At 47.4% G+C, this 21,062-nt stretch carries 17 protein-coding genes; 4 read left to right on the top strand and 13 right to left on the bottom strand.

Translation table 11 applies throughout. From position 1 onward, the window contains the following. Positions 1 to 72 precede the first annotated feature (72 nt). The 12 genes from IEW88_RS10415 to IEW88_RS10360 form a co-directional block, all read right to left on the bottom strand. Positions 73 to 1,491 (bottom strand): M16 family metallopeptidase, encoded by a 1,419-nt coding sequence (locus tag IEW88_RS10415; RefSeq protein WP_147904137.1) that lies wholly within the window; start codon positions 1,489 to 1,491, stop codon positions 73 to 75. Next, on the bottom strand, positions 1,488 to 2,813 hold the full coding sequence (locus IEW88_RS10410; RefSeq protein ID WP_147904136.1) for a M16 family metallopeptidase: 1,326 nt from the start codon (positions 2,811 to 2,813) through the stop codon (positions 1,488 to 1,490). The genes IEW88_RS10415 and IEW88_RS10410 overlap by 4 nt, the downstream gene beginning before the upstream one ends. A 119-nt stretch (positions 2,814 to 2,932) precedes the next feature. Next, on the bottom strand, positions 2,933 to 3,919 hold the full coding sequence (locus IEW88_RS10405) for a glycoside hydrolase family 43 protein (protein WP_147904135.1): 987 nt from the start codon (positions 3,917 to 3,919) through the stop codon (positions 2,933 to 2,935). Further along, positions 3,903 to 4,847: an SMP-30/gluconolactonase/LRE family protein gene (locus IEW88_RS10400; protein ID WP_147904134.1), complete on the bottom strand. Its 945-nt coding sequence runs from the start codon at positions 4,845 to 4,847 to the stop codon at positions 3,903 to 3,905. The genes IEW88_RS10405 and IEW88_RS10400 overlap by 17 nt, the downstream gene beginning before the upstream one ends. Further along, complete coding sequence (gene yjfF, locus IEW88_RS10395; RefSeq protein ID WP_221411406.1) at positions 4,844 to 5,815, bottom strand: galactofuranose ABC transporter, permease protein YjfF; 972 nt, start codon at positions 5,813 to 5,815, stop codon at positions 4,844 to 4,846. The genes IEW88_RS10400 and yjfF overlap by 4 nt, the downstream gene beginning before the upstream one ends. After that, the gene (locus IEW88_RS10390; protein ID WP_221411405.1) at positions 5,815 to 6,897 is read right to left on the bottom strand and encodes an ABC transporter permease; all 1,083 of its coding nucleotides are present in this window, start codon (positions 6,895 to 6,897) and stop codon (positions 5,815 to 5,817) included. The genes yjfF and IEW88_RS10390 overlap by 1 nt, the downstream gene beginning before the upstream one ends. Positions 6,898 to 6,914: 17 nt before the next feature. After that, positions 6,915 to 8,450 carry a sugar ABC transporter ATP-binding protein gene (locus IEW88_RS10385; RefSeq protein ID WP_147904131.1) on the bottom strand — a complete coding sequence of 512 codons (1,536 nt, stop codon included), beginning with the start codon at positions 8,448 to 8,450 and terminating at the stop codon, positions 6,915 to 6,917. A gap of 42 nt (positions 8,451 to 8,492) precedes the next feature. Next, positions 8,493 to 9,440, bottom strand: a complete 948-nt coding sequence (locus tag IEW88_RS10380) for an ABC transporter substrate-binding protein (RefSeq protein ID WP_147904130.1) — start codon at positions 9,438 to 9,440, stop codon at positions 8,493 to 8,495. An 84-nt stretch (positions 9,441 to 9,524) separates the two neighbouring features. Then, positions 9,525 to 10,595 (bottom strand): aldose epimerase family protein, encoded by a 1,071-nt coding sequence (locus IEW88_RS10375; protein WP_221411404.1) that lies wholly within the window; start codon positions 10,593 to 10,595, stop codon positions 9,525 to 9,527. Next, on the bottom strand, positions 10,585 to 12,180 hold the full coding sequence (locus IEW88_RS10370; RefSeq protein ID WP_147904129.1) for an aldehyde dehydrogenase (NADP(+)): 1,596 nt from the start codon (positions 12,178 to 12,180) through the stop codon (positions 10,585 to 10,587). The genes IEW88_RS10375 and IEW88_RS10370 overlap by 11 nt, the downstream gene beginning before the upstream one ends. Positions 12,181 to 12,244: 64 nt before the next feature. Next, positions 12,245 to 13,015 carry an SDR family NAD(P)-dependent oxidoreductase gene (locus IEW88_RS10365; RefSeq protein ID WP_147904128.1) on the bottom strand — a complete coding sequence of 257 codons (771 nt, stop codon included), beginning with the start codon at positions 13,013 to 13,015 and terminating at the stop codon, positions 12,245 to 12,247. Positions 13,016 to 13,089: 74 nt separating this feature from the next. After that, positions 13,090 to 14,829: an IlvD/Edd family dehydratase gene (locus IEW88_RS10360; RefSeq protein WP_147904127.1), complete on the bottom strand. Its 1,740-nt coding sequence runs from the start codon at positions 14,827 to 14,829 to the stop codon at positions 13,090 to 13,092. A 240-nt stretch (positions 14,830 to 15,069) separates the two neighbouring features. Between IEW88_RS10360 and IEW88_RS10355 the strand changes: the two genes are divergently transcribed. Both IEW88_RS10355 and araD1 read left to right on the top strand, forming a co-directional pair. Further along, the gene (locus IEW88_RS10355; RefSeq protein WP_147904126.1) at positions 15,070 to 16,023 is read left to right on the top strand and encodes a glycoside hydrolase family 43 protein; all 954 of its coding nucleotides are present in this window, start codon (positions 15,070 to 15,072) and stop codon (positions 16,021 to 16,023) included. A 232-nt stretch (positions 16,024 to 16,255) separates the two neighbouring features. After that, positions 16,256 to 17,251, top strand: a complete 996-nt coding sequence (gene araD1, locus IEW88_RS10350) for an AraD1 family protein (protein WP_147904125.1) — start codon at positions 16,256 to 16,258, stop codon at positions 17,249 to 17,251. 61 nt (positions 17,252 to 17,312) lie between these two features. Here araD1 and IEW88_RS10345 read toward each other — a convergent pair whose 3' ends face one another. Beyond that, complete coding sequence (locus IEW88_RS10345) at positions 17,313 to 18,044, bottom strand: FadR/GntR family transcriptional regulator (RefSeq protein WP_147904124.1); 732 nt, start codon at positions 18,042 to 18,044, stop codon at positions 17,313 to 17,315. Positions 18,045 to 18,386: 342 nt separating this feature from the next. Between IEW88_RS10345 and IEW88_RS10340 the strand changes: the two genes are divergently transcribed. Further along, positions 18,387 to 19,640 carry a cyclic di-GMP phosphodiesterase gene (locus IEW88_RS10340; RefSeq protein ID WP_147904123.1) on the top strand — a complete coding sequence of 418 codons (1,254 nt, stop codon included), beginning with the start codon at positions 18,387 to 18,389 and terminating at the stop codon, positions 19,638 to 19,640. Positions 19,641 to 19,874: 234 nt separating this feature from the next. Continuing rightward, positions 19,875 to 21,050: a GGDEF domain-containing protein gene (locus IEW88_RS10335; protein ID WP_147904122.1), complete on the top strand. Its 1,176-nt coding sequence runs from the start codon at positions 19,875 to 19,877 to the stop codon at positions 21,048 to 21,050. Positions 21,051 to 21,062 lie beyond the last annotated feature (12 nt).

Below are 21,062 nucleotides of genomic sequence, written 5' to 3'. Positions count from 1 at the left end.
ACGAAGTACTTATCTAAAGAGGATATGAGGGCAGTATAAGGCCCTGCATTAGTGCAGGGCCATCACTTTAAATCAGATGCTATCAGCAGTGATATCTACCTGAGTTACTTCACCATAACTTTTAGCGATGTCTTTAATAGCTTCAGCTTTACCAATTAACACAAACTGTAGCTTGTCTTTCGGGAAGTAGCTGTTGATCAGGCGTTTGCTTTCGGCCACAGTCAGTTGGTCCACTTTGCTTTGGAAACTGTTAATAAACTCCTGATTAAAACCATAGAGATACATATCTCCTAACAAACCAGCTAAGGCTGTATTGGTTTCAAAACGCGGCGGGAACTGGCCTTTGACATAGGCCTTGGCGGAATCCAGCGTGGCCTGATCGATGCCCTTATCCCATAAGCGCTGATAAGTGTTCAGTGCTAAATCCACAGCGGCTTTGGTACTTTCAGTTTTGGTGAAACTGCTGATAGTAAAAATACCAGTGGCAGAATAACGCTCAAAACCAGAACGGGCGCCATAAGTTAAACCAGAGTTCACCCGCAGCTCGTCATTCAGCCAGGAGGTAAAACGGCCTCCCAACACTGTGTTGACCACACTGATACCGACATAATCCGGGTTACTCTGCTTCACACCTACACCACCAATACTGAACGTGGTTTCTATCGCATCGGCTTTATTCACCAGCAACACTTTGGCTTTTTCTGCTTTTGGCAAAGCCGCAGTTAAATCAGGTTGTTTTATTACTTTGCCATTGTTCCAACTGGCAAAGAGTTTTTGCAGCAGGGCTTTCATCGCATCAGGTTTGAAGTCACCCACTATGCTGATGGCGGTATTAGCCGGCTGATAGAAGCTCTGGTGGAAATCTTTCACTTGCTGCTGACTAATGGTTTTCAGCGACCCCGCAGTACCAGAAATGGCGTTGCCATAAGGATGTGAGCCAAACACCAACTTATTAAAGTAGTGCTCCATCACCATTCGTGGGCTTTCTTTAGCCTGAGCCACGGCGGCAATCTGGCGTGCTTTTAATTTATCGAACTCGGCCAGGTCAAAGGCTGGCTGAGTCAGCACTTTATGAAATATCGCGAGCATTTGTTCCGTGTCTTTTGCCAAAAAATCAGCGCGCAGACTAGACCCCTCCAGAGTGCCTTCACTGATTAAACTGGCCCCTAAAAAGTCGACCAATTGTTCAATTTCAGCTTTGCTTTTGCCCCCGGCACCTAACAACAAGGCTTGACTGGTCAGTTGGGAGACACCGGCTACGTTGTCGTTAACGGCACCTGCACGCACTGTAGCCTGCACCGTAATTAACGGTACCTCGTGCTGAGGTAATAAAAACACAGTCAAACCATTGTCGAGTTTTAGTTGCTCATAAGCCGGTAACTGAAAACTGCTTTGGCTTTTTGCTTGATCTGCCATGGTTGGCAAGGCAAATACAAAAGAGCTTAGTAAAACCAACGCCGCTGCTTTTGAAGTCTTAGTGAAATGGCTCATAGATCTTTATCCTCAGCAGAGTCCAGCACAGCAACAGTGCGGTTGGATTTTTTCAGGTAGGTTTGCGCCACTCGCTGAATATCAGCAGGAGTGACTTGTTGATAATTTTTTGGCGCATCAAACAGCTTTTGATAGCTGCCAAAATACAACTCGTAAGTGCCGATAATATCGGCTTTGCCATTGATGGTTTCCATTTCTCGGTAGAACTGCATCAGTTTCTGGTTTTTGGCTTTTTCAAGCTCAGCTTGAGTGACGCCGTCTTTGGCTACTTTATTAACAACACCAATCAAAGCTGTCTCAAGATCCTCAGCTTTGACACCGGGATTGGCGATGGCCATCAGATAAAATAAATTCGGATCAAAGGACATAGGTAAATAACTAAACACATCCACGGCCAGTTCTTTGTCGACCAGGCCCTGATACAAACGTGAGCTGTTGCCCTGACTCAAAATAGAGTTCAGTAAATCCAGCGCATAATAATCAGGACTGGAGCTGGCTGGAATATGAAAACCTAACAGCAAGTTTGGGCTGGTGACTGAGGCCTTTTGCACATAAACCCGACGTTCACCTTTTTGCTCCGGCTCCACTGTACGCACAGCTTCAGGCTCTGGTTGAGATGGAATAGGTGCAAAATACTGTTCGGCCAGCTTTTTCACTTCGGCTAACGTCACCGCGCCAGCAACCACCATCACGGCATTATTCGGCGCGTAGTAAGTTTTGTGGTAACGCTTTAAGTCGTCCAAAGTCCAGGCTTTAATATCAGACTCATGACCAATCACAGACCAGCTGTATGGATGGGCTAAAAAAGCCACGCCTTTCAGCGCTTCCTGAATAGTACGGAAGTTGGAGTTTTCAAGACCGGTTGAGCGCTCAGAGGTGACGACGCCTCGTTCGCTTTCAACCATTTTGGCATTGATATCCAGATGAGCAATACGGTCGGCTTCTAAATCAAAAATGGTCTCCAGTGCATTGGCCGGAAACCAGTTGGTGTACACAGTTAAATCTTCGGTGGTGTAGGCATTGTTCGCACCGCCAGCAGCTTCCATGGTTTGGTCAAACATCTTAGGGCCATACTTTTTGGCGCCGTTAAACATCATATGCTCAAAGAAATGCGAGATGCCGGTGATGCCAGGGTATTCGTTGCGTGAACCTACTTTCCAGAATAAATAGCTGTTGGCATTGGGAATAGATGCATCTTCCAACACCATAATTTTCATGCCATTTTTAAGCGTAAAGCTTTGAATATCTTTAGCTTCTGTCGCTTGTGCTGAACTGAACACCAACCCAAGCATCAGCGCCAAAGCCGACTGTTTTAACCTCATACTTTCCCCTGCCCTTTTTCGAAACGAATTGCAAAAGCTTAAGACTAAACGAAAAACAAAAACGCCCTGCAACAAAATTGTTACAAGGCGTAAAAAGTAGGCTTTAAAGGAACAAGGAATTAGTCGGGTTTATCCTGAGCAAAGTCTAACTGGCCTTGCGCTGTCCAGTACAAAGGCCGCACACGAGTATGGCGATTGCCATCCTGCAACGGATTGCCCTGGATCTCTTTGTAATCCCTGGCGTGATAGAGCATTAAATCCGTGACACCATCTTCGGCCAGCACAAAACTGTTATGGCCTGGGCCAAAACGTTTGAGGCTGTCGTTGGTAAAAAATACCGGCCGGGGCGCTTTAGTCCAGCTTTCGGTTTTTAGTAAGTCGGCATCGACAGAAGCTGTCAGTAAGCCCATGGCATAGCGATGATCGGTGGCACTGGCTGAATAGGCCAGCCAGATTTTACCGTTTTTAATCAGTACAGCGGGTCCTTCATTGACCTTATGGCCCAAAACCTCCCAATCCAGAGTAGGTTCTGTTAACAAAGTGGCGGGTAACTCCAGCTCTGTGGCGCTGCGCATTTTGGCTATCCATAAGGCACTGTTATAGCTTTGCTTTTTATCTTGCTGCGCCCATACCAGATAATGCTGGCCCTTGTGTACAAAATGAGTGGCATCCAGATTAAAACTATCCCAGCCGGTATTCAGCGGCCCCAGTTCCTGCCACTGCCCTTGCAGCGGATCTGCAGCGCTGTTTTTTAACACATAAGTACGGATATGAAAGGGCTCTTCCGCCTTACCTGCGGCAAAATAGATGTACCAGCTGCCGTCTATCTGATGTATCTCAGGCGCCCAGATATTGGCACTCATAGGCCCTTTGTCTTTTTTGCGCCAGATGACTTTGGTTTTCGCCTTTGCTAAGCCTTTAATACTTGAGCTATGGCGTAACTCAATACGATCAAACTCCGGCACTGAAGCGGTGAAATAGTAAGAATCGGCTGCAGCGCGATAGACCCAGGGATCGGCCCGGTTTTTAATCAAAAGCCCGGCATCCTGCGCCAGCAGGTTAACACTCAGTAGGCTTATCAATAAAACACTAACCAGCTTCCACATCACCACCTCCATTTTTTTGCAGAGCAGTCCAATCCAGCACCGCCAGCTCTGATTCAGGCAAGCCCTGATAAGGCGACTGATAAATCAATAAACTACCAGCATCGGGTTCTGCCTCTAACTGCTGCTCTGTTAAGCCCTGACGAGCCGTGGTGACAAATAGCAGGTCCAATTCAGGGCCACCAAAAGCCAGACAAGTGGGTTGACTGACAGGTAAAGGGTGTAAAGCCGTTTGCTGTCCTGAAGGCGAATAACGCGCTATGGCTTTCCCGCCCCATAAAGCGCACAGCAGGTGATCCTCTGCATCTATCACAGCACCATCGGGTTCAGCCCCTGCTGGCACTTTGGCAAATAACTGCGGCTGACTTACAGCACCTTGAACCGCATCAAAGCCATAGGAGTAAATCACACCTGTCGGTGAGTCGGCGTGATAGATCCTGCTGCTGTTTTTATTCCAGCACAGGCTATTGGGGATCTGTAAGCCGGTGATCACCGCATGACAGCCCTGCTGATCCAGCCGGTATAAGGTGCCATGCTGGCCGTGATCATGCTCTTTCATAGTGCCAGCCCAAAACCGGCCCTGACGATCGATTCGGCCATCATTCATTCGATTACCAGATAAATGAGTTTCAGGTTTAGCCAACCAGAAGATGCCCTGAGTTGCAGGTTGATACAAAGCAAAACCTGACTCAAAAGCCACCAGCATCGAGTAATCAGAGCGCATGGGGTCATGTGCGTTTAATAAAGCAAAACAGCTGATGCGTTCCGGCAGCGGATAGGTATTGAGCTGCAGTGAAGGCCAAAATAGCTGATACAAAAAGCGGCCATGAATGTCGGTCCACCAGACTGACTGGCTGGCGCCATGCCAGATGATGCCTTCACCTAATTTGTTTTTAAGCGGAATGCTATGCAATAACTTCAATTCACTCATGCTTTGCCTCCAGCTTTAGATTGCCAGCTATGACTCAGTAACTTTTGCAAAGCAATAAAGAAAAACAGTAAAACCCCTATCACTATTTTGCTCCACCAACTGCTTAAACTGCCGTCAAAATTGATATAGGTTTGAATAAGGCCCATCAGCAATACACCTAATACAGTGCCGATAATAAAACCACTGCCACCTGTCAGTAAGGTACCTCCTATCACTACCGCTGCTATCGCATCCAGCTCGACACCTACAGCCGCCAGTGCATAACCTGAGTAGGTATAAAAACTAAAAATAATACCAGCCGTAGCGGCCAGCATACTGCTTGAGGCGTAGAGCAAAATAGTAGTGCGAGCGACAGGCACTCCCATCAGTTGAGCCGATTGGCTATTGCCACCTAAAGCATAGACATAAGAGCCAAAGCGACTGTAGTGAGTAAGTACCAACATCAGTAGCACTAGCGCTATGGTCAGTAGAGAAGTGGCGCCCAGCCAACCACCGTCCGGCAGTTCCAGCCCAAACTCGGCCACTGCATCATAAAAAGGATGTTCGATAGCGACAGACTCTTCACTGACTAAAGTCGCCACCCCACGGGCTAAAAACATGCCAGCCAAAGTAACAATAAAAGGCTGTAGCTGGTAATACTGAATTAAGGCGCCCATACCAGCGCCAAACACCGCCGCACAAGGTAATATCACGGCAAAAGCGAGCAGTGGATGCCATTGATAAGGCCCAATCAACAAGGCCGCCGCCACGCCGCTTAAGGCAATGACAGAACCTACTGACAAGTCGATACCGCCAGATAAAATCACCAGTGTCATGCCCAAAGCAGTCACCAGCAAAAAGGCATTATCACTAATTAAGTTAGTAACCACTCGCAGACTGGCAAAACCGTCAAACTGGCTGGCACCAGCGCCAAACATCGCAAGCACCAGCGCAAAAGTGATCCACAAAGGTAAATAAGTGCGGGACATCAGACTTTTCCTCCACGCGCTTTGCCAAAGCTCAACAGGGATTTTAGCTGGTTGCGAAACAATTCCGACTGCAACATCAGCACCAGCAATATAACTAAAGCTTTGATCAATAAGTTAAATTTAGAAGGTAAACCACTGACCACTATGGTGGTGCTTAAGGTCTGAATAATCAACACTCCGATGACAGCACGAGGCAGAGAAAAACGCCCGCCTGTTAAAGCCGCACCCCCTATCACCACAGCTAAAATCGCATCCAGCTCTAACCATAAACCGGCGTTATTCGCGTCCGAACCCTGAATGTCTGCTGTCGCGATAATACCTGCCAAAGCAGCGCAGCCACCTGCCAGTAAATACACAGTCAGCTTTATACCTCTGTCATCTATGCCCAAATAACGACTGGCTTTGGCGTTACAGCCTACAGCTTCGATAAATAAACCCAAAGCTGTGCGCCGCAATAGCAACTGCATAATCAGCAGCGCCAGCAGCACCAGCCAGACTGGCACAGGTAAGCCTAAAAAGGAGCCTGAACCTAAAGCGGCAAAGTCAGGGTTTTGAAAAGTGACAATCTGGCCCTGGTTTAATAGCTGCGCCACACCACGGCCTGCCACCATCAGCACTAAAGTAGCCACTATAGGCTGAATGCCGAGATAACTGACCATAAAGCCATTGACCAGACCACAAGCTAAACCTGTCAGTACAGCCAGGCCTATCACAGCAGGAAAGGACCAGTCACCCAGTAGTAATAAGTTAGCGCACACTGCGCCGCAAATCGCCATTACAGCGCCGACGGACAGATCAATACCACCCGTGGCTATCACTAAACTCATACCTATGGCCAACAAAGCCACAGGTGCACTGCGGTTTAGAATATCAATCAAGGGCCCGTACAAGCGGCCATCCTGCCATTGCAGGGAGAAAAACTGCGGGTCCAGCAGCACATTCACCAGTAATAACAAGGCTAAAGCCACTAAAGGATAAAGGTATAAACTGAATTTATGCGCTGACTGGCCCGGGCTATAACGCGCTTGTCTTGCTGCTTTTAGTTGGTCCGCTTTTAACGGATCAGAATGAGTTGAGTTCAAAACTGTTGCCTCGCTCGTCATACGCTGGCTCCCGCTATAGCAGCCATGATCCGATCCGGGTTCAGATCCTCACCACTTAGCTCTGCTACTTTTTTCCGGTCACGCATGACCACTATTTTGCTGGAAAAGGCGGTGAGTTCTTCCAACTCGGAAGACGTCACCAATAAAGACATGCCCTGCTGACAAAGCTGACGAATGAGCTGCAAAATTTCTGCATGAGCACCAATGTCGATACCACGGGTCGGTTCATCCAGTAGCAACAACTGAGGCTCCACCGCCAACCAGCGTGCCAGAATGACTTTTTGCTGATTGCCACCACTTAACTGGCCTATAGGCTTATCCGCATCAGGTGTGGCAATTTGCAGTTTTTCAATATAAAAATCCGCCAGTTGTTGCTGCTTCTTTTTAGAAAGCACTCGCCACCAGCCCTGTTTCGCCTGCAGTGCTAAGCTGATATTTTCACGAATGGATAAAGCTGCAATCATGCCCTGGGTCTTACGATCCTCAGGACAAAGCGCGATACCAAGGGCTATAGCGTGCGCCGGATTACTCAGTTTAATAGGCGAACCTGCAAAACTTAAGGTACCGCCATCGGCTTGATCCAAACCAAATAGCAGACGACAAATTTCAGTACGACCTGAACCTAATAAACCCGCTAAACCCACAGCCTGACCTTGAGGTAAATCCAGATCCAACTGCTGTACCGACTGGCCTGAGCTTAACTGCCGCGCGGATAAAATAGCTTCGGAGTGCTCCACTGCCAGACAAGGCGTTTGATGGCGCTGCTGGCTCAGCTCTTTACCGAGCATAGCGGCAATGAGTTCAGCTTTATTCAATTGAGCCGTCTGGTATTCACCGACAAAACAGCCGTTACGCATGACCGTGATACGGTCACTGATTTGATACACCTGATCCAAAAAGTGGGTAATAAAAACGATGGCTACGCCCTGCTGTTTCAACTGGCGCAGCACCTGAAATAAAGTTTGTACTTCATCAGCATCTAAACTGGCTGTAGGCTCATCCAACACCAGCACTTTGGTGCGAGCAGCCCCTCGTTTAGGGGCTATACCACGGGCAATAGCCACCAACTGCTGCACTGCGACTGAGAACTCAGACAAAGGCGCAGTGACATTGATATCAAGACCAAAACTGCTTAACAACTGCCGCGCCTGATGTGCCATGGCTTTTTTATCAATCAAACCAAAGCGCTTAGGTTCTGAACCTAAAAACAGGTTATGCGCTACCGATAAATTCGGCAGTAAATTCACTTCCTGATAGACAGTGCTGATACCAGCTTGCTGCGCATCCTTAGGTGTAGCAAAACTTAACGCTGTGGAATCCAGCAATAGTTCGCCGCCATCTTTTTGCAGCACACCTGTCATCACTTTAACTAAGGTGGATTTACCAGCGCCGTTTTCACCTAATAAGGCATGCACTTCACCGGCATACAAACTCAGCTGGGCTTGCTGCAGTGCTTTCACACCAGGGAAGTTTTTGTTGATCTGCCGCAGTTGCAGCACTGGCTTGGCGGCATTGTTGATCGATTCTGACATCAGACACTCCTGAATAACCAAACTGAGTAACCTGAAAGTGAATTAGTTCAGGCGTCTTTTTTCGTATTCAGCAGCAGCCGTATCCTGCAGGAATAAATCCCCTGTGGTACGGATCAGCTTTTCTGTGTCTTTTTTACCCTTCAGATACCCTTCAATCACGTCAAAAGCCGGGCCACCTAAATGCGGGCTCAGCTCTACTGTGGCATTTGCCTCCCCATCGGCCATAGCTTTAAAGTAATCCGGTACAGCGTCGACAGACACCACCAGTAAGTCTTTGCCCGGCTTCAGGCCCGCTTCTTTAATGGCCTGAATAGCGCCTAACGCCATTTCATCGTTATGAGCCCAAAGTGCACAAATGGCTTTGCCACCCTGCTCTGCTTTGAGCAAGGACTCCATCACTTCTTTGCCTTTGGCGCGGGTAAATTCAGCAGTTTGACTACGGACGATTTTAGCTTGTGGGTGTTTCGCCAGGACTTCATTAAAACCTTTAGCACGGTCTATGGCCGCTGTAGCACCCACTGTGCCTTGCAATTCGATGATATTGCACTGTTTTTGAGCCTGGGGTTGGCTCATTAACCAGGTCGCGGCTTTGCGGCCTTCTTCGACAAAATCGGAGGCGATACGGGTGACAAATAACGACTCGTCCTGCACTTGCACATTACGATCGACTATCACCACCGGAATACGGGCACGTTTGGCTTCTTTTAACACAGGAGTCCAGCCGGTTTCGACCACTGGGGCTATGATAATGGCGTCCACACCCTGCGCAATAAAACTGCGAACCGCCTTAATTTGGTTTTCCTGCTTTTGCTGCGCATCAGAAAACTTCAGCTCTATACCGCGTTTTTTCGCTTCCGCTTTGACAGACTCGGAAAAACTGGTCCGCCAGCCACTTTCCGACCCTACCTGAGCAAAACCTACAGTGGTAGCAAAACTGCTGTGGCAAACTAAACACAGGCCCAAACCTGCAACTATGGATTTGATTTTCATAGGTCGACTCCCCTTGTCAAACAGGTCCTTATGATATTTTTTAAAGACAGACCTGCGGTTATTAAACTCTGTTGTTATAACGCCCTAGCTATACCCCAATACAAAACGGCTGCACTGCCGGTACAACTGGCCGGCTTTTAGCAAAGCCGTTGGAAAATTTGCTTTATTGACTGCATTTGGATAGCCATGAGGCTCCAGGCATAAAGCGGCGTATTTTTCTATGGGCCGGCCCTGATTCCCCAGTATGCTGCCGTCCAAAAAGTTGCCGCTGTAAAACTGAATGCCGCTCTGATCAGTAAACAACTGCAGAGTGCGGCCCGACACAGGATCGCGCACTAACGCAGCAGGTCTGCTCAAATCACGGTCTTTGTTCAAGACAAAATAATGGTCGTAGCCGTTTTCAAGCAAGCTAATATGCTGGCCTATCCGCTTGCCCGCTTTAAAATCAAAAGCTCCTTTAGCCGGAAGCAATTCGCCTGTAGGCACCAGTTGTTTATCCAACGCCAGAATAAAATCGGCATCAAGCTGCAATTGCTGCTCAAGCACTGTGCCTTTGCCTACACCGCCAATAGCCCAATAGGCATGATTAGTCAGGCTGACTGGCGTGTCTTTATCTGACACAGCACTGTATTCCAGTACCAGCTCATGATGAGCCAGCAAGGTATAACGCAGCTGCACATCCAACTGCCCAGGAAACCCCTGATCGCCTTCTGGGCTGGTGATACGAAAAGTGACGCTGACTCGGTCTTTTTGCTGGTCTATATCAAAACTCCAGAAGCGACTACCTAAGCCATCTGGTCCACCATGCAATTGATTCGGCCCTTCATTGGCAAGTAACGAAACGACCTTACCTTGCTGCATATAAGCGGCAGCACCAATGCGGTTCGCCACCCGGCCTATAGTCACGGCAAAATAATAAGGATTGCGGGCAAAATGGCTTGGGTCCTGATAATTTTGCAGCAGCTCTGTTTTTTCAGCCGAGCCTGATTCTGGCACCAAGTCTGGCATCAGCACCGACCATAAACCTGCCCCCAGATTACTTAAAGTAACGCTAAGTCCAGCCGGATTAGTCAGCTTAATCAGCTGCAAGGGCCGCTTTAACGCAGCCACCTGCAAAGTGTCAGTAGTGACAACAAAGCCCATATTAAGCGTCAACCGCTGCGCTGGTTTTTACGCCATTCACCAAACGCGGTAAAGCCCATGGATTGGCGTTTTGCAGCTCTGGTGGCAATAACTCAGCCGGGTAATTCTGGAAACAAATAGGACGGACAAAACGGGCAATAGAAGCTGTGCCTACCGAGGTAAAACGTGCATCAGTAGCGGCTGGGAAAGGTCCGCCATGCATCATGGCATCACACACCTCAACACCAGTCGGGAAGTTATTCACCACCAGACGGCCCACCTTTTGACGCAGTAGACTGATGAGTTCAGCCTGAGTGGCAAGCTCTGCTGCTGTTGCCTGTAAAGTACCAGTCAACTGGCCTTTTAAAGTTCGCACTACCGCCAGTAATTGCGCCTGGTCGGCACAGCTCACCAGTACAGAAACATGGCCAAACACTTCTTCCTGCAAATGTGGATTGGCTAAAAAAGCTTCGGCTGTGACTTTAAAAAGTTTGGCCTGAGTGCAGAAGCCTGCTTTATCGCCCACAGCTTCGCCGCTGCCAACCAGTTCAACACCAGACTGCTCCGCCAAATGCACTGTGCCTTTTTGATAAGCCGCAGCTATGCCTTCGTTTAGCATCACACCAGCCGGTACTTTGGCTAAAGCAGCGGAAGCTGCAGCGCAGAATTTGTCTAAAGCCGGGCTTTGAATAGCCATTGCCACACCAGGATTGACACAGAACTGACCCACACCCAAAGTTAAAGAGCCGACAAAACCTGCTGCTATCCCTTCGGCATTTTGCTCCAGCGCCTCTGGCAATAACACCACAGGGTTGACGCTACCCATTTCGGCAAACACAGGAATAGGTTCAGGCCTGTTATTGGCCAGTTGAAACAATGCCATGCCCCCAGCTAAAGAGCCGGTAAAACCTACAGCTTTCACTTCTGGCGCAACCACTAATTCAGACCCTACTTCACGGCCAGAACCCATAATCAAAGAAAACACACCAGCAGGTAAACCGGCTTTTTGCACCGCTTTATGCAAAGCTTGCGCGACCAGCTCGCACGTACCAGGGTGTGAGTTATGCCCTTTGACGATGACAGGACAACCCGCAGCTAAAGCCGCAGCTGTATCACCACCAGCCACAGAAAAAGCCAGCGGAAAGTTACTGGCACCAAACACCACCACAGGGCCTATCGGCTGATTGGTATAACGTAAATCAGGACGAGGCAAAGGCTGGCGATCAGGCAAGGCGGTATCAATTCGGATATTCAGGTATTCGCCAGAACGGATAGAAGAGGCAAATAAACGCAGCTGATTAACAGTTCGGGCACGCTCGCCTTCACCGCGGGCTTTTGGATACCCTGTTTCCAGCGCGACACGCTCTGGCAACACATCACCTAAAGCCATAATTTCATCAGCGCATAACTCTAAAAACTCAGCTCGCTGCTTAAGTGTTGTAGCCGCAAAAACCGGCGCAGCTTTCGCAGCAGCAGCCACCGCCTGATGCACTTGATTTTTGCTGGCATAACTCATTACAGGCTCAATAAAAGCGGCAGTCGCAGGATTAACCGCCTGATATTGACCTGCTTCGCCCTGCACCCAGTGCCCATTAATCAGTTGTTGACCTGTAATCATCTTTACTCAACCCTTGTTCGTGGTAACAGATTCAAAAAAAGTGGCCTAATCACCGCAAAAGCAGTTAAATCCAGCCACCGTCCACAATAAAGTTTTGTGCTGTGCACAATTTGCTGTCGTCGGAAGCTAAAAACAGCGCCATAGCTGCCACATCTTCCGGCATCAGGCTGTCTTTGACGCATTGATTTTTTTCAATATCCCGTGCCGTTTCTTCGTTGACCCAATACTTCAACTGACGTTCAGTCATCACCCAGCCGGGCGTTAGGGTATTGACGCGGATTTTATCCGGCCCTAAATCACGAGCCAGACCACGGGTTAATCCTAAAACTGCAGCTTTAGAGCTGGTGTAGCCAGGCATACCGCCCTGACTTTCGTACCAGCTCATCGAACCTAAATTGATAATGGAACCTCCGCCCAGCTGTTTCATCTGCGGATACACCGCCTGAATGGCAAAAAACTGATGGCGTAAATTGATATTGACCCGCTGATCCCAATACTCAGGCGTCACGTCAAGGAAGTTGTGCCTGGTATCACTGGCAGCATTGTTGATTAATACGCTGATAGCACCCAGCTGTTGTTTGACTTGTTCTATCACCTGCTTTAAATCGTCAATATTCAACAAATCACAGTGATAAAACTTCAGCTCTGCATCTGGGTATTTTGCAGTTAAATCAGTCACTAATGCCTCTGATTCCGCTGCTAAAATATCAACAAAAGCGACTTTAGCGCCCTGAGCGATAAAAGCTTCCACCAGACAAGCACCAATGCCTGAACCACCGCCACTGATAAAAACGGTTTTGTGACGCAGACTTGGATACTGATTGCTTAACGTCATAAGGTGTCCTTTCTAAATAAAATAATCGGCCCCGCTGGCACCACCCACAGGGCCGATCCGGCGTAAAGCCTAAACTAATGCGAATGGGCCGGCACATCAGCACCACGACAACCGACTAAAAAGTCGAAGTCGCAGCCTTCATCAGCCTGTAATACCCGTTCGCGATACATTTCCAGATAACCACCAGTGCGCATAATCACTTGCGTGGCTTTTAATTTCTCTAACCGTGCGGCGATTTCTTCGTCCGAAACTTCCAGATGCAACACACCATTGGGGGCATCCAACTGAATATAATCACCTTCCTGCACTGCAGCTAAAGGCCCTAACTCCATGGCTTCAGGCGTGACATGTAGCACCACAGTACCAAAAGCTGTACCGCTCATTCGGGCGTCGGATATACGCACCATGTCTTTAATGCCTTTTTTCAGCACCTTAGGCGGTAACCCCATATTGCCGACTTCGGCCATGCCTGGGTAGCCTTTTGGCCCACAGTTTTTCAGCACCATCACACTGTTCTCATCGATGTCCAGCTCTGGGTCATTAATGCGGGCTTTGTACATATCGAAGTTTTCAAACACCACGGCTTTACCACGATGCTTTAATAAATGCGGGCTGGCGGCTGAAGGTTTGAGTACAGCGCCACGAGGCGCTAAGTTGCCACGTAAAATACAAATGCCACCACTGGCAACTAGTGGATTATCCATAGTACGGATCACATCGTCGTTATAGCATTCAGAGTCTTTGACATTGTCCCAAATGGTTTTGCCATTCACCGTCAGGGCATGGTTATTTAACATGCCATTTTCGCCCAGGCGGCGCAGCACAGCTGGCAAACCACCAGAGTAATAAAACTCTTCCATCAGGTATTTACCGGACGGTTGCAGGTTCACCAGAGTAGGAACGCCTTTGCCATGTGACCAGTCATCCAGAGATAAATCCACACCAATACGACCCGCTATGGCTTTTAAGTGGATCACTGCATTGGTGGATCCGCCAATAGCAGCGTTGGTGCGAATCGCATTAATAAAGGCATCTTTGGTCAGTATTTTCGACAGTTTTAAATCTTCATGCACCATATCCACAATTCGCATACCGGATAAATGCGCCAGCACATAACGGCGTGAATCCACAGCAGGAATAGCGGCGTTATGAGGCAAGCTTGTACCTAAGGACTCCGCCATACAGGCCATAGTAGATGCAGTGCCCATGGTGTTACAGGTACCGGCAGAACGCGACATGCTGGCTTCCATATCCATAAACTGCTCCAGGCTGATACGGCCCGCTTTGTATTCTTCATGTGCCTGCCACACCAGCGTACCTGAACCTACATCTTTGCCATGGTGTTTGCCGTTTAACATAGGCCCACCTGTCACCACTATGGTCGGTAAGTCACAACTGGCAGCGCCCATTAACAAGGCGGGAGTGGTTTTATCACAGCCAACCAGCAGTACCACACCATCAATAGGGTTACCACGAATCGCTTCCTCGGTATCCATCGCCGCTAAGTTGCGTGTCAGCATAGCGGTTGGGCGTAAATTCGATTCACCATTAGAGAACACCGGAAATTCCACTGGAATACCACCGGCTTCACGGATGCCGTTTTTCACCCGTTCGGCGATTTGACGAAAATGCGCATTACAAGGCGTTAGTTCAGACCAGGTATTACAGATACCAATGACCGGCTTGCCCTGAAAGTGATGATCAGGAATACCCTGATTCTTCATCCAGCTACGATACATAAAACCGTTTTTGTCATTGGTACCAAACCAGCTGGCAGAACGAAGCTGCACTTTTTTCTTTTCGTCTTGGGCCATAGTTGAATCCTAAAGCAATTTAATTTAATAATATTGTATTACTAATACATCAAGCTTGAGTCAAAGTTCAAGCAGTTCGTAAAAAATTTTCACCAAAGCAGTGCAGCTGATTTAGCTATCCATTGATTTGATTAGAGATTTTTTCTGCTCTTGATGTGTGCGACTTTTGCACATCCGGCTCAAATTAGGCATATTGGTAATACTATAAGATAATTATTAATAAATCACGACAGGGGTATTATGAAAAACGTTCAGATTTTTATCTTTTTACTGCTGACCGGATCCGTGAGCCTGACCAGCTTTGGTATGTGGGCAGCCAATCCGCTATTTACAGATGTACGCACTGCCGATCCGGCCGCTTTAGTGGTTGGCGACACTGTTTATTTGTACACAGGCCATGATGAAGCCAAAGACAATAACAGCTTTTTTGTGATGCATGACTGGCTGGTGTTCTCCTCCAAAGACATGAAAAACTGGCAGGCCCACGGCGCTAAACTCAAAGCCAAAGATTTCAGCTGGGCAAAAGGCGATGCCTGGGCATCACAAGTGATAGAAAAAGACGGCAAGTTTTATTGGTATGTCACAGTGCGACACGCCACTATCAATGGTTTTGCCATCGGTGTGGCTGTAGGTGATACACCGCTTGGGCCGTTCAAAGATGCCCGCGGCACAGCGCTTATTACCAACGATATGACCACAGACACCGACATCGACTGGGATGATATAGACCCTTCGGTTTTTATCGATGACGATGGTCAGGCCTATTTGTTTTGGGGCAATACCAAACCCCGTTACGCCAAACTCAAAGCCAATATGATTGAGTTGGATGGCCCTATACAGAGTCTGGATCTACCGAATTTCACCGAAGCCATTTGGCTGCATAAAAAGGGCGACTTGTATTACCTGTCGTATGCCTCGGGTTTTCCGGAAAAAATTGTCTATGCCACCAGCAAAAAAATCACCGGGCCCTGGGTGTATCAGGACATTCTGAACGAAGTCGCAGGTAACTCCCCGACTAACCATCAGGCGATTATCGAGTTTAAAGGCAAAGATTATTTTATCTACCACACAGGGGCAGCCCAACCTGACGGCGGCGAATTCCGCCGCTCCGTGGCGATAGACAGATTGTATTACAACAAAGATGGCACTTTAAAACGGGTGATTATGACCAGTGAAGGTTTGGATAAAGACTAATCCCCTTCGAACTTGAAGCCGCAGCGTTGTTGCCTGCGCTCCTCGCCCCAGTCACATAGGACAACTATGCTCCTGGGGTCTCGCTCGCTTGCCGCCTAGCTGCAACATCAATTACTTTGGGAATAATTTGGGCATAAACCAGCATAACGATTTTAGGGTTCTGCTTGACAACAGAAAACAGAAACCAGATATTAATGGTATTGTAATACAAATAAATTAACGAGGATGTGCGATGCGTTTAATTCAATTTGTGACTCCAGATCAGCAACGCGCTGTGGCACTGGTGTTATCCGGCACCGAGGTGCAGCCATTAGAAGGCGTGCAGACTGTCTATCAGCTGGCAAATCAAGCCTTAGCTGAGAAAAAACCATTACAGCAGCTCGTCACAGAACTGGTTGCTGCTCAGAAACTGGATTATCAGGCCATAGTCACAGAAGGCCGTTTACTGGCGCCTTTTGATCATCCGGATCAAGCCCATTTGCTGGTCACAGGCACTGGCCTGACTCACTTAGGCAGCGCCGATACCCGTGCCAACATGCATGCGCAAACCAGTGGCAAAGCAGTGGCTGAACTGACTGATACCATGAAAATGTTTAAGTTAGGTCTGGATGGCGGTAAACCTGCGGCAGGTGAAACCGGAGTACAGCCTGAATGGTTTTATAAAGGAGATGGCAGCATAGTGGTGTCCCCCGGTGCACAGTTGTTGTCTCCTTCTTTTGCTTTAGATGGTGGCGAAGAGCCTGAAATTGTTGGAGTTTATATCAATGATGCTGAAGGTCAGCCCTGGCGACTTGGTTTTGCTTTAGGTAATGAATTCTCCGATCATAAAACCGAACGGCTGAATTATTTATACCTGGCGCATTCAAAATTGCGGCCTTGTGCTGTAGGTCCGGAATTGCTGCTTGGCGATTTACCCGCTCATATCGAAGGCACCTCACGTATTTACCGCGACGGCAAATTACTGTGGCAAAAAGCTTTTGTCAGCGGCGAAGACAATATGTCGCACAGTATCAGTAATCTGGAACATCACCACTTTAAATACAGCTTGTTTTGCCGCCCTGGTGATGCCCATCTGCATTACTTCGGCACTGCCACTTTAAGTTTTGGAGATGGTATTGAAACTCAGGCCGGTGATGTATTTGAAATTGAAGCCCCAGCCTTTGGGTTAGCGCTGCGCAATACTCTGGCTGTGGATACCAAACAGCCTTTGAAAGTAAAGACACTGTAAAACTAAAAATGGGGTCAGAATACATTAGTTACGCATCACTAATATTCTGACCCCATTTTTATTAATCCGGCTGTTGTGCCAGATTTTTTAAGGCGTATTCTAAGTTTTCTTTCGATTTAGCCAGCAGTTGGAACATCTCTATTTTTGCTTTGGCTGCATCACCTGATGCTATCGCCTGATACACAGCTTTATGACCGGGCAACGAATCGACATACTCTTCCGCTATAGCACTGCTTAAGCGGAATAAGCCCATTAAAGCGGTTTGTATTGTCATGCCTAAGGAAATCATAAATTCATTATTGGTGGCATCCAACACCGCCATATGAAATTCCAGATCGCTGGAGAACACAGCATCAGTGCCAATTTCGGCTTTTTCCATCGCCTCATAGGCTGCACCCAATACCACAGCTTGTTCTTCACTACGGTTTTTTGCGGCCAACTCTGCTGCTGCAGGTTCAAAAATCTCGCGAATTTCAAACAAGGAGATAAAAAACTGTGGTGAGGGTTTCGATTCAAAACACCAGCTTAAAATTTCACTATCGAACATATTCCAGTGCTTACGTGGCCGAATGCGGGTACCCAGTTTAGGCCTCGACTCCAGTAACCCTTTAGAGGTCAGGATTTTAAAAGCTTCGCGCAGCGCTGTGCGGGACACCCCCAATTCTTCACCTATGCTGGTTTCATTCGGAATATATTCACCCGGCGAATAAATACCACTGACAATACGGGTGCCCAATTCTTCTGCCACCCAGCCATGAATACTCTGAGGCCGGCTTTTTAACTGATTTGCCATGCAGATCCCCTAAACATCGACCTGCAATTCAGGTCAAAATCAAATTCTTACTACAATAGGATTTATGTTAACCGATTTATTGCTAAAAAACCTAACAGCAGTCTGATTTCATTAGTTTTTCATAATAAGCGCACAAAAAATCATAGGCATTAAGGTACTAAATAGCAATATTCAAGCCATAGTAAAGCAGGGCCTTGCCTCTGTTGATTACTTTTTCACTGGCCGATGAGTGAAGGGTTTAATTGATAAAATCTGTAATTCGATATTGCATTTATACTGGTTATTATTTATAAAATCGTCCGTTTTGCCAGTAGGTAAAACTCTACAGAGGTGGCCCTTTAATTGCCCGTCAAAATAGCACCAAAAGACATTAAGCTCGGTTACGCCATCAAATTGCCTGTCGGTTGGATGAAACATCCTTTTCTGACCAATAAACTGGTAGTAGAGTCTTTGCAGCAGCTGCGTATTATTCAGTCTCTGGAGCTGGATTTTGTCTATTTCTACCCGGAACGCAGCTCTGTCGTTCCGGAAAGTCCTACGGATACAACAGACTGCTCTGTAACACAAGAATTAGCCGATGTGCAGCTACGCACCGAAATGCAGCTGGATAAAGAACAACGTATAGAGCAAGCCAAAGCCCACAGACGAGAGTTACAAAAAACTGAAAAAGCTTTTGCTCAGTCTATGGCACAGGTGCGTAATCTGATGACTAAAGTTCAGGGGCGCCCACTGAATGCGATAGAAGACGCCACTCAGTTGATCAGTAATTTAGCAGACACCATCCTGAGTGAAGACGCACTAGTGTTGCATCTGATTTCGCAGGCAGGTAAAGAACAAGAATCAATGTACTTTCATGTTCTGAACGTCTCGATTCTGGCGATGATGCTGGCGAAAAACTTAAAATACAGCGCAGACGAAGTGAAATGGGTCGGTTTGGGGGCCATGTTTCACGACATAGGCAAGCTAAAAATCCCTAGCCAGATTTTGCGTAAAACTACAGCCTTAACCACTCCGGAACAAAACTTTATCAAACTTCATCCAAAACTCGGCCTGGAGCTGCTGGGTTTAACTCAACAATTTCCGACTGAAGCTAAAGCTATCGTGGAGCAGCATCATGAATATCTGGATGGTAGCGGTTATCCGGCAGGGTTAAAAACGGATCAAATCAATAAGCTCGCTCGCATAGTTGCAGTAGTCAATGAATTCGATAACCTCTGTCATCCAGCCGATCTATCACAAGCCCGCTCACCGCATCATGCCTTATCAGTGATGTATAAAACAATGAAAGGAAAGCTGGGCGATCTTGAAATGAAGGTGATGATTAAGATGATGGGCATTTATCCACCCGGCACTGTGGTGATGCTGTCGGATAAAAGAGTAGGTATTGTCATGGCAGTCAATTCCGACTCGATGCTCTACCCCGATGTATTGATTTATGACGCAGACGTACCGCGACTTGAAGCCGCTATTGTCACTTTAGAAGCCAACAAGCTTTCAATTGAAAAAGTAATCAAACCCAAAGCCTTACCACCGGAAGTTTTTGCCTATTTAAACCCAAGAGCTCAGGTCAGTTATTTTGTACAACAAAAAAACTGAGTCGGGTCAATGGCTTCAAAGCAATGGCTGAAATATGAGCATTTTCTGCTAACTGAATACTTTATTTCGCTTTATAATGTCGGACCAGTTGTAAAGCTCTCTTTAACTTCTGTATATAAATCAATGCTCAGCTGTCAGGATGTAGTACGCTGAATTTTTTAACTGCTGGTTTGCAGACGACTCAAAGCGTTTAATAAACTGGTTTTATTGCTCGCCGGATAGAACTAAAAATTTATGAACAATCATCCTGAATCAGAATTACTGATCTCTTTTATCTGGTTACTCACTGTTGTTGCAGGTATAGCCTGGGGTTTAATGACCCAACCTTTGCGCATAGCACCCAAGGCTAGTATCAGGTTCTTTTTTGCAAACCTGACGTTAGGCTCAGGGATCTATTTGCTTACTTTGCATACAGCTGAGTCTGAGTTACTCACCTGGTTTGTTGCTGATCTGGCTATTTTATGCAGTTTTATGCTGATTGGCTGGGGTATACAACAGCTGTTCAAACTGCACTCTACTGCAGCACGCGACAGTCTGATCTTTTTGGTTACAGCCCTGTTGATGCTGTTTGCTCATCTGCAGCACCCTCATCCCATCTTTTTAGGTATCCTCTTTTCAGTCACAGCCACAGTATTTTTATACTCTGCCAGTAGAAACAACTTTCAGGCAATCCAAAAAGATTTTGGTTCTGTTGCTGCCTGTCTGATGTCTGCCCCTTTATATGCGGTCACTCTGATCTTTTTAGTCCGGGCTTTGATTTTATCGTGGCCAGAAACTGAAACAGACGCCTTTGTTGCCACTTACACTGTCGAAGCCATACCTTTGTTATGGTGTTATGTGATCCTGACTCTGACCATTAATATTGTAATGATAGGGGGAGCATTAGCTCGTTTAGTTGCAAAAATCCGTCAGTTTGCTGAGCGGGATCAACTGACAGGTTTGTGGAATCGCAGAGCAGTGCTAAAAAAGCTGCAGGAAATGCACCTCCTATGGCAAAAACAACAGCAAAGCTACAGTCTGATTTTATTGGATTTAGATCACTTTAAGCAGATTAATGATAGCTTGGGGCATGACGCCGGAGATGCCGCCTTGCGCCGCTGTGCTACGACTTTGTCTGCTGTGGTCAGAACTCAGGATCTGGTCAGTCGTTATGGTGGTGAGGAGTTTCTGCTGCTTTTCCCCGGCGTTACAGCAGTTGAACTACCGCTGATCGCAGAAAAGATCAGAGCGACTCTTGCTGGCTGTCAGTTAATTTGGCAAAACAATCCAATAGAGCTTAATGCCAGTTTGGGTTACATCACTGTCTATCCCGGCGCTAAAGCCGAACATTTACTGACATTGGCTGATAAAGCCATGTATCAGGCCAAAGCCGAAGGCCGCAACAAAGCCTGTCCTGCCATGATCAGCTAACAAAACCGCTTC

The sequence above is a fragment of the Rheinheimera tangshanensis genome (assembly GCF_014645135.1).
Taxonomy (GTDB): domain Bacteria; phylum Pseudomonadota; class Gammaproteobacteria; order Enterobacterales; family Alteromonadaceae; genus Pararheinheimera; species Pararheinheimera tangshanensis.
The sequence above is the reverse complement of the archived record's forward strand: the minus strand, read 5'-3'. Positions and strand labels throughout refer to the sequence as shown.